The organism is Bradyrhizobium sp. 45 (genome assembly GCF_023073155.1).
In the GTDB taxonomy this organism is placed as follows: domain Bacteria; phylum Pseudomonadota; class Alphaproteobacteria; order Rhizobiales; family Xanthobacteraceae; genus Bradyrhizobium; species Bradyrhizobium canariense_D.
Genome location: NZ_JADPIX010000140.1, coordinates 1 through 2,233, shown reverse-complemented (window position 1 = coordinate 2,233; position 2,233 = coordinate 1). Strand labels below are relative to the sequence as shown.

Genomic DNA, 2,233 nt, shown 5'->3' with positions numbered 1-2,233 from the left:
CAGCCCTCCAAGAGCCGACCACCCATGAATCATTGAAAAATTGATTCGGGAATCCTATAAATCGCGGCAAAATCAACAATCTGCCAAAGTAGTGCTAGTTCGGACCGTCAACGCGAAATTTTGAACCTTCGGCCGTTCGCTGCGCGGCTGGCGGATGGTTTCCTCGGGCGTGCCGATCCTCGGCCATGATGCCGGCATTCAGCCGACGCGGGTGGAGACATCGGCTGAGAAGGCCATCTCGTGCGTGACCAGCATCGTCTTGCCTTGGCGCTTCTGGCCCCGGTCACCCCTTGGCAGCAACGTACCCATAGAAATTCATAAGAAAGTCCCGAACGGCGAGGGGCTTGACGGCATGGGTTTTTTCCTGCGGATGCGGTATCAAATAGTCTCCATCGCCATATGAGAAGACCTTCGCCTTCACGAACCCGTTCATCACTTGTATCTTCTCGCGCAGCACGACCCAGTGCATCGTAAGCGCGGAGCCTTTATCGGACTGGTCGTCATAGTCGATCATATTGGCGCTTATGAAAAGACATACGCGATATCCGCTGTCGAGCAGCCGGTTGGCTTCGTTTACATCGTCGATGTCTTTGTTGAATCGTGAAATGTTGGTATTCTCGCGCACGTCCCGGTATCCTGCCTTGCGAAACCATTGCTCCATTTCGCTCGGCAGGGTGACACCCGCAAGATCGCTGATCTTGCCTGTGTCGTCGAAATCCAGGAACCAGTTCTCCGAATCGCGTATGGAGGCGCATGTCAGCCAGTCGACGTGGTCCAGCGACCAGGGTGGCGTGAAGTTCCTCACATCCTTTCCCGGCTTGATCAGCAGGCGGCCAAGATTCGCCTGCCCCTTCTGATAGAGATCGATCGCGAAGCGCGCGTAAGACCCTGGCTTGTCCGACGCGTAGCCGAACATCAGGGCGGATGGCCCGCACAGACTTCCCTGGTCTTGATTGATGAGGCTCGGTTTCGCAATGCGCCTGAGAATACCTATGCCGACGCGGTGTGGGTCGAGCTTCGGAAAGAACGTCGTCCTCGTATTTTTCAGGAAATCGCAGACCATTTCCGCGGCTAGTTTTTTCTGGTCGGAATTGAGATCATACGGTCCGATCCCGCGCTTCTCCTTGTATTCTTCTCCGACGAAGAGCGTGATGAGCTTTTTCGAGGTGGGGGAGAGCGTTCTGGAGGTGTTCGCAATGGTGGTCAGGTCGTCCAGCTCGAATGCGGTGACCATGCCGTCTGCGACGGTAGCCCGGATGATGTCAACGACCTCTGCGTAGTCCAGCTTTGAGTCGTCGATGAGACCTTTGCGAAGTGCAGCATCGACGGAAGGAGTCGCGATTGCGTCCCATTGGCCCTTTGGCGGGGCGGGCTTGGCGGCCGCCTTCGTCGACAGTTCAACGAGCCGATTGAATGTCGGGCCGGCAGGCCGAACATAGCCGTCAGGCGTGCCGGGAAAGTTCTTCTTCTGGAAGTACAGAATCGAGTTGTAAAGGCCGTCGCTGGCATAACCGGTCACTACCATCTGTGGTTTGAGCGTGTTCTCGGCGCCGCCGTCGGAAATGGCGATCTTGTTGAGCAGCGAAATAACCAGTTCCTGATCCTTTTTCCAGTTCTGGCAGCTGCGCCCTGTCGTCGCGAACCGTCCGACCTTGTCTTTCAACTGCAGCATATCGCGCCTCCCGGAACGGGAATGCTGCCTCGAACGTCCTGACATGCAGCCGGAGGCAGGCGCCGTGGCAAGTCTTCCCGCTGTAGGGTTGGTCGCCCTTGCCGTCCCTTGTGTTCACTCGCAAGGACAGCGGTCGCCCTGTGGCGGTTCACGAATGAGTTATGTCTGCCTATCGGGGTAGACCGGAATTCGTCGGCGCAGCGCTAGAATGTCGCGAATGGGCCGTAGCTGCTCTCTGTTTCTACCCCCTGACGTCGGCTTGCGGGGTGCGAACGGACCAACGTGGCCGCGGCGCCCGCATGTGGCCCGTTGCTGACCTTCGCTTACAGGGCCGCGACGTCTGCCTTCAGGCGATATGAGCTGCTGCCGGTTTGATGGACACCAAGCTTGGGTGTTTTATCGAGCCAGAGGTGGGTCATGCAGAGACGGAAGTTCAGTCGAGAGTTCAAGATCGAGGCGGTGAAGCTCGTCAGGGAGCGCGGGGTATCTGTGGCGCAAGCTGGCCGAGACCTGGGCGTTCATGAGAACGTGCTGCGCAAATGGGTGAAGGAGTTCGGCTTC

Annotated in this window: 2 protein-coding genes; one reads left to right on the top strand and one right to left on the bottom strand. The window is 57.6% G+C overall.

Annotation, left to right across the window (positions count from 1 at the left end; translation table 11 throughout):
• Window positions 1–283: 283 nt before the first annotated feature.
• Window positions 284–1,672: a hypothetical protein gene (locus IVB42_RS32415; RefSeq protein ID WP_247366692.1), complete on the bottom strand. Its 1,389-nt coding sequence runs from the start codon at window positions 1,670–1,672 to the stop codon at window positions 284–286.
• Between the two features lie 417 nt (window positions 1,673–2,089).
• Between IVB42_RS32415 and IVB42_RS32410 the strand changes: the two genes are divergently transcribed.
• Window positions 2,090–2,233: transposase (locus tag IVB42_RS32410; protein ID WP_247471836.1), on the top strand; the 144-nt coding region annotated here is incomplete at its 3' end.